We start from the raw sequence: 7,311 nt of genomic DNA on the forward strand, positions 1-7,311 counted from the left end.
GGACCGATTGTGATGCGATGAGGGCGTTCGCTAATTGACCTGAGACCCTTGTTCCCTCCATTTCAATGGAGAGTCCGACGCTTCATTTCTGGCCTCATGCGGCCTGTTTTTCCAGTGCCATTTTCATGGCGAAATCGATGGGCGTGATGTTACCCAAGGCTGAGTGTGGTCTGTTGCGGTTGTAGTCCTCCTTCCATAGTTCGATTGCTGCCCGCGCTTGCGTGAGAGTGGAGAACAGCGTTTCGTTCAAACATTCATCGCGAAATCGGCCGTTGAAACTCTCCACGAATCCGTTCTGCATCGGCTTGCCGGGCGCGATGTAATGCCATTCGACGCCGCTCTCCTGGCACCATTTGAGGACCGCCATCGACGTCAGCTCGGTGCCGTTGTCCGAGACGATCGTGCGAGACCTGCCGCGGCGAGCGATGATGGCGTCCAGTTCCCGGACGACACGGGCGCCCGACAGCGACGTATCCGCGACCAGTGCCAGGCATTCCCGCGTGAAGTCGTCGACGACGGCCAAAACCCTGAACCGCCGACCATCTGTGAAGGCGTCGCTGACGAAATCCAGGCTCCAGCGCTCGTTCATCCGGCCCGGCGCGATCATCGGCCTTCTCGTTCCCAAGGCCCGCTTGCGGCCGCCACGCTTGCGGACCTGGAGCTTCTCCTCCCTGTAAAGCCGCCGCAGCTTCTTCTGGTTCATCACGATCCCTTGCCGTTCAAGCATGATGTGGATGCGCCGATAGCCGAAGCGGCGTCGTTCGGCTGCCACCGTCTTCATCGCGGCTCGAACGACGGCATCATCCGGCCGGATGCTTGTGTAGCGAACGCTCGAGCGATCGACGAAAAGAGCTTTGCACGCCCGACGCTGGCTCACCCCATGCCGCTCGCAGGCGTGGGCCACAGCGCATCGCTTGGCATCGGGCGTCACCATTTTTTTGCAGCGACATCCTTCAGGATGGCATTGTCCAGCATCTGCTCGGCCAGAAGCTTCTTCAGCTTGGCGTTCTCCTCTTCCAAAGCCTTCAGCTTGCGCGCATCGGAAACGTCCATGCCGCCGAACTTCGCCTTGTATTTGTAGAAGGTCGCTTCCGAGATCCCGTGCTTGCGGCAGACATCGGCGGTCTTCATGCCCGCCTCCTGCTCCTTCAAAATCGAGATGACCTGTTCTTCCGTGAACCGTGAACGCTTCATTCGTCCGTCTCCTTGATCGGGACGGACTCTACCAAAAACTGGAGGAGCTTCAGGGTCTCAGGTCATAATCTATGAGGAGACCCCCGGGCCGGGCCTTCTCGATCATGCGGACCCCGCCGCGTCACTCAGCCATCCGAACGCCTTCATAACCATAACGCTGCGGATCGGTTTTGAGAGTACGGTGGTAATCCCGATCAGCCCAATGCGTGCTGCCACGACCTGCGCATCAGCTTGTGTAACACGAAGAACGCATCGTGGAGATTCTGCTGGAATCTGGGATGGCAGCCCTCGGGCGGTGCAATCTCGACATAAGATTCCCTGGGCTTTATGCATTACCTTTCGCAGACATCCGCCGGAAAAGAGCACGGCGGCGGCCACCCTGATCCCTTATCCGCCTCAAGGAGAAGGCAAACTCCAGAAACCTTGGTTTTCACTGCGTTCGAGGCCGATTTTCGCGAATTCGTCGGCTAAAGACGTGCATTCCGGTGAAACTCGAGAGGTGTTTGCGAGTATGCTTGTTTTCAATAGGCGGCTGGGTGAGTGTCTTCTGCCTACTGCTCCCGAGGAGAGGAACTATGAGCTTGAGCAATTTGGGGACTGAGCAGCTGCGGGAGAAGGACCGAAGCTTCGTCTTCCATCCGTCTACACACTTGGCCAAGCACAGCCGCGGCGAGACGCCAAACCGGATCATGGCCGGCGCAGAAGGCGTCTACATCTGGGATACGGAGGGTCGGAAAAGTCTCGACGGTTTCGGCGGGCTCTATTGCGTCAATATGGGATATGGATGCACGGAGATTGCCGAGGCTATCGCGCGGCAAGCGCACGAGTTGCCGTTTGCCCATGTCTATGCGAGCCAAGGCACCGAGCCAGTCGCCCTCTTGGCAGAGGCCGTGGTCGAATATTTCGGACAGAACATGCGACGGGTTTACTTCGGCCTTTCCGGCTCCGACGCCAACGAAACCAACATCAAGCTGGTCTGGTATTACAACAACATCCTCGGGCGCCCCGAAAAGAAGAAGATCATTTCGCGGAATCGCGGATATCACGGGTCAGGGTTGGTCACGGGTAGCCTGACGGGTCTTGCCTTCTTTCACGATTTCTTCGACCTGCCTCTGAATTTGGTGCGCCATACGACGACGCCACATTACTATCGCCAGGCGCACGACGGCGAAAATGAGGAAGCGTTCTCCAGGCGCTGTGCTAACGAACTCGAAGCCCTTATCCTCGCTGAAGGCCCAGAGACCGTTGCAGCCTTCATTGGAGAGCCGGTACTTGGGACCGGCGGCATCGTTCCGCCCCCTAAGGGATATTGGGCCGCGATCCAAGGGGTGCTTGACAAGTACGATATCCTTCTTATCGCCGATGAGGTGGTCTGCGGCTTCGCGCGAACCGGTGAGAAATTCGGTTCCCATATCTATGGCATGCGTCCGGATTTCGTAACCATCGCCAAGGGCTTGAGTTCAGCCTACTTGCCCATCTCCGGGTCAATTATCGGCGACCGCGTCTGGTCCGTCTTGGAACAAGGAACGGAAAAGCACGGCCCACTCGGCCATGGCTGGACATATTCCGGTCACACGCTTTGCGCTGCCGCGGCGCTTGCCAACATTAAATTGCTAAAGGAAAGAAACATCCTGGAACATGTTCGCGACGTCGGACCCTATTGGCAAGCCCGCATGAAAGCCGAACTGGAAGGACATCCCATTGTCGGCGAGGTTCGCGGCATCGGCATTCTATCCGCCGTGGAGCTGATGCGGGATCCGAAGGGCCGGGTGCCATTTGAACCCGGACTTCAGGTCGGCGTGCGGGTCGCCGCTGCTCTGTTTGAAAATGGTGTCATAGGCCGCGCCATGCCGCATGGGGATATCCTCGGCTTTGCCCCACCTCTGATCATTACCCGAAAAGAGATCGACATCATCGTCGATGCGACTGCGAAATCAGTCGATACGACTTATCGCGCGCTGAAGGCGGAAGGCGCGTTATGATCTGGCGTGAGATGACGCCTTCAACTCGGATCGGCCGGGATATTCACGTGCGGCAGCCCTGTGGCCTCATGAGCAGGAGGCAACAATCCCGCTTCGCTTTGAAGGCAACTTGCATGGAGGCTGTGCGAGCCGATGCTGAAATGCGACGCCAATCTCGAAAAACACAGTGCCGCCTTCGCGTCCGAAGACGGCTCACCTGAGCTGCTGCAAGAATGTAGAGCTCTCACAGACCACAGACCGCAATCTACCGTGAGGCTGAGCTCTCCATGGAGCAATCTCTACAGCACGCAAAAAGACACCCCGACCGCAATGAAGTGCAAACCCAAGAGGACCACTGTCACCTGCTAACAGATGGCGCTGGAATGAGGTCTCGACGTCGATAACAGCGCCGTCGGAGCACGTATTGCCCTCCCAAGGCGCACGGCCCGGCACGGAGCTCAGTCTCCGGCCGGGCCTTCAACCCAGAATGCCTGCGCATTGGCCGGCCCGTCTTGGCTCCTGGAGGGGGCCAGAACTCACTGCAGTTTAGCTATGCAAGACGTTTTTCATAGATTTGTAGAGCAAATCGTAGACAGCGCTGACGCGGCGGACCTGCGCAACGCTCTGGGCGAGATTGCCTCTTCGCTCGATTTGCCGTCTTTTGCCTATCTTTTCCCTTCGCCTGGCAAGGGCCGCAAGGTGCGCCTGATTTCCACCTACCCTCAATCCTGGACATCTCACTACCTTCACAGTCGGTATGAAAAGATTGACCCGGTTATCCGTCAGGCGCGTGGTCGTCAGGAACCATTCAACTGGGATGCGCACGGTGCTGATCTCGAACTGTCGACGCAGCAGCGACAATTGATGGATGAGGCGACGCAATTTGGCATTCACTGCGGCTTGACGATCCCGATCCATGACAGCACCGGTACGTTTGCAGCACTGACCTTCGCCTCGGATGAAAGGCGACCACTGTCCTTCCGCCTGATTGACCGATATGACCGCGTGCTGCAGCTCATCGCGGTCTTCTTCCATCTTCATGCCTGTCGCAAGCTGGCCGACGGCAGGATCGTGGATGGCGTTGCCCTATCGCGAAGGGAAATCGAGTGTCTGAAGTGGGCGGCTCGCGGAAAGACGGCGTGGGAGATCGGCCGCATCTTGGGAATCAGTCGGCACACCGCAGCCTATCATCGGGATAACGCCAGGAAGAAGCTTGGCGTGAAGACGGCTATTCAGGCAGCTGTTCGGCTTGCACTATCACGGCCATCTCTCTTCACTTGATCTCCGAAACCTGGGCACATACACAGGTCGTATCAACTCCGGCCTTTGCCTTCAATCGCAGGTGTTATGCATGCGAGGGAAAAGGCCATCATGATGCAGTTGATCACGCCGGATTGCTACGCTGAGTTCAGCGACGAGCTCGAGCAGATGCACCGCTTGCGGTATCGCGTCTTCAGGGATCGACTTGACTGGGACGTTTCGTTCAGCGGCGGCTATGAGGTCGATCCGTTCGACGCGCTTCGTCCCCACTACCTGTTGCTGCGTGCGCCCACCGGGCGCATCGACGGTTGCGTGCGCCTGTTGCCGACCACCGGACCGACGATGCTGCGCGACAGCTTCTGCGCTCTCCTTGAAGACCGTTCGGCGCCGGAAGATCCGCGGGTTTGGGAAAGCAGCCGTTTTGCGCTTGATCTGCCGCCTTCCGCGCCGAAACAGGCGGGCATCGCTGTTGGCACCTACGAGCTGTTTGCCGGGATGGTCGAGTTTGGGTTGTCACGTGGTCTGCGCAGCATCGTTACCGTAACGGATCTGCGCATAGAGCGGATCTTGCGTCGCGCCGGCTGGCCTCTCGAACGGCTGTCCGATCCGCAAACAATAGGCAACACGCGCGCCGTTGCCGGATTTCTCGACGTCTCAACAGAGAGCTTGGAAGCTCTCCATCGCAATGGCGGACTCAAGGGCCCGGTACTGTGGACACCGGTCATGAAGATCGCCTGAGTCTGGAATCCAACCCTTTCTGGAAATGTTGCAATGGACGAAACAAGACCTGGCCCTGCTTGGCCGGACAGGCAAGATGATCGTGCCTATGGTTATGTCGAGCAGCTCACCAGCCGCGGCTGGGCCTGGGAATTCCTCAGGCGCAATCCAGACTTCCAGAACCATCTGACGAACGCGCTACGCGGTGCCGAACGCACGAACGCCAGGTCCGTGGACATTATCAGCCTGCCTTCGAACACTGTTGATCTCTCGCGGTGGGGCCTTCTGTTTTGCAAGCTCAAAAGGAACTGATGCGAGCGTCTTTTGGTGCCCCTGCCAAGTCCGCATGTTTTGCCCGTTGCTGCCGAAATGGCGGCGCGGCCGCGCGGAGTCGATTTGCTCGATCTCGCCCCGCGCTCCTGCCGCATTTCCATACTCATCACGCGGGACGGGCATCAGCACCTCCTGGCCGAGGACAGTGGCAGGAGCTTGCAGCTGGCTGCCTCCGGCGTCAGCATCCTCGAACCTGTGCGATTGACATCCTCCGTCCTCTGGCCGCCAGAGGAATTGAAGCAACGCCTGAACGCGTTGGAATGTCTGAACAGCCTCTGTTGGACCGGCAGGCTGCAACCAGGATTTTTTCCGACCGAGCCCCGTTGCTCGCGGTTGCGCCGAGTGTTGCGTGCCCTCGACGGCTTCATCGCTGGCGCATCACACCGCGAAATCGCCCTTGCTCTCTTCGGCAGAGCCCGCGTCGAGCAGGACTGGGCCGACCCCGGTGACCATCTTCGCGACAGCGTCCGCCGTGCAGTCAGACGCGGGCGCTCGCTAATGAACGGTGGTTATAAGCGTCTTCTTCTATAACGCCACCATCAGGCCTTTTGGCGGCCAGAGAACAGCTCCTTGTACCCCTCCACCACCAGCCAGTGGGCGCGCGCGAGATGGCTGCGAACCGCCCTTTGGGCGCGCGTTGGCTCTTGCACTGGATCGATTCCCAATATCGCCTGCGCCATCTGTTCTTCGCTGGCATTGCCGGCGCATGCGTCTAAGAGCTTCAAATAAATCGTAAAGTGTTCATCGTCGTAACCGGTCAGGCTCTCCGCCCATGGGACGTCGTCGGCAACAGCAGGTTTGAGCAATCTGTCTTCCATTTCATTTCTCGCCGTAAGACCTGTCCCGCGTCCGCGCAGATATTTGATGACGTGATATCCTAAAATAGGATAATCCGGAACTGGGATTATTCTAGGACCCGGTTCCTTCTTGGCCGGTTCGTCTGATGCCGAATTCCCTTCGATCAGCTCGGCGGCGCCGGCTGCTAAAACGGCCGATTGCGGCGCGCAAAACCAAAGGGGTCACCCAGACCCCAGGTTGCTGATCTGCTGGGCCGCCCACAATCCTTCGTGGCCAAGTACGGGTGGTGAACGTCGGCTGGACGTAATTGAGTTTCTCGAGTTACCGAGGCTCTTGATATCGATCCTTGCGAGCTTCTGGCACAAATGCGTCGCTCTCGTGACCTGTAGATGGCCTTGCGCTTTGTTTTGCTGTCAAACTTCACGATTCCGGTCCTTGAGTTCACGGCTCAGCGGATTTGCCCTCGCGAAAATGATGCCGTGCAGCCGCTCCCCTTTGTTGCCTCTGATATTTGTAGAGAACACTCCGTGGTGAAATCCTCGACAAGAGGGTGGCTTCTCGTGCATGGAAATCCGAGAGGTCTTTGCCCGCAATCTGCGTAGGCACCGCCAAAAAAAGAAACTGTCCCAGGAAGCGCTGGCGCATGAAGCTGGCGTCGACCGAACATATGTCAGCGCACTTGAGCGCTCGGTCTATGCCGCCAGTATTGATACTGTGGCAAAACTCGCCAGAGTGCTCGGAATCGAGCCGGCCGATTTACTCAACCCTCGTTCTGAATAGATCTGGAAGGAGGGACGGAACCGCGGTTGATGAGACTCGGCCAGAACGTTTCCAGGCATTTTCATGCTGCTGACAGGAGCGCGCGCGCGCCTTACAGCGCGCACCGGGTGCTCGTGAACCGAGCCCGCTTTTCTTCGGCAAGCTCAGGCGGTCTCGGCCATTCGGCTTCGCCCCTTGGCGTGTGCAGCCCTTCGGGCTGTGACGGCCCCCGCCCTTGCGGGCGGCGCGGGCTGTCTGTTGGCCTTTCCCGGTGGCGCGGGGCGGGCGG

8 protein-coding genes are annotated in these 7,311 nt (G+C 58.6%); 6 read left to right on the top strand and 2 right to left on the bottom strand.

Annotation, left to right across the window (positions count from 1 at the left end; genetic code table 11):
- Positions 1–94: 94 nt before the first annotated feature.
- Positions 95–1,194, bottom strand: a protein-coding gene (locus NKJ37_RS30545) for an IS3 family transposase (RefSeq protein WP_352776288.1) whose coding sequence is annotated in 2 segments (ribosomal slippage) — positions 95–942 and positions 942–1,194 — 1,101 coding nt in all. Because the reading frame shifts where the segments join, the coding sequence is not laid out codon by codon here.
- Between the two features lie 575 nt (positions 1,195–1,769).
- On the opposite strand from NKJ37_RS30545, the gene NKJ37_RS30550 reads away from it, so the two are divergent.
- The 5 genes from NKJ37_RS30550 (at position 1,770) to NKJ37_RS30570 (ending at position 5,996) form a co-directional block, all read left to right on the top strand.
- Positions 1,770–3,176 (top strand): aminotransferase, encoded by a 1,407-nt coding sequence (locus NKJ37_RS30550; protein ID WP_352776289.1) that lies wholly within the window; start codon positions 1,770–1,772, stop codon positions 3,174–3,176.
- Positions 3,177–3,707: 531 nt separating this feature from the next.
- Complete coding sequence (locus NKJ37_RS30555; protein WP_352776290.1) at positions 3,708–4,436, top strand: LuxR family transcriptional regulator; 729 nt, start codon at positions 3,708–3,710, stop codon at positions 4,434–4,436.
- A gap of 90 nt (positions 4,437–4,526) precedes the next feature.
- Complete coding sequence (locus tag NKJ37_RS30560; RefSeq protein ID WP_352776291.1) at positions 4,527–5,153, top strand: acyl-homoserine-lactone synthase; 627 nt, start codon at positions 4,527–4,529, stop codon at positions 5,151–5,153.
- 33 nt (positions 5,154–5,186) lie between these two features.
- The gene (locus tag NKJ37_RS30565) at positions 5,187–5,444 is read left to right on the top strand and encodes a transcriptional regulator domain-containing protein (protein WP_352776292.1); all 258 of its coding nucleotides are present in this window, start codon (positions 5,187–5,189) and stop codon (positions 5,442–5,444) included.
- A gap of 57 nt (positions 5,445–5,501) precedes the next feature.
- Entirely contained in the window at positions 5,502–5,996 is a 495-nt protein-coding gene (locus NKJ37_RS30570; protein WP_352662634.1) for a DUF2285 domain-containing protein, read from the top strand.
- A gap of 8 nt (positions 5,997–6,004) precedes the next feature.
- Here NKJ37_RS30570 and NKJ37_RS30575 read toward each other — a convergent pair whose 3' ends face one another.
- Positions 6,005–6,283, bottom strand: a complete 279-nt coding sequence (locus NKJ37_RS30575) for a DNA -binding domain-containing protein (protein ID WP_352776293.1) — start codon at positions 6,281–6,283, stop codon at positions 6,005–6,007.
- 544 nt (positions 6,284–6,827) lie between these two features.
- On the opposite strand from NKJ37_RS30575, the gene NKJ37_RS30580 reads away from it, so the two are divergent.
- Entirely contained in the window at positions 6,828–7,043 is a 216-nt protein-coding gene (locus tag NKJ37_RS30580) for a helix-turn-helix domain-containing protein (protein WP_352606692.1), read from the top strand.
- Positions 7,044–7,311 lie beyond the last annotated feature (268 nt).

This window comes from Mesorhizobium sp. M0140 (assembly GCF_040322475.1).
Lineage (GTDB): Bacteria > Pseudomonadota > Alphaproteobacteria > Rhizobiales > Rhizobiaceae > Mesorhizobium.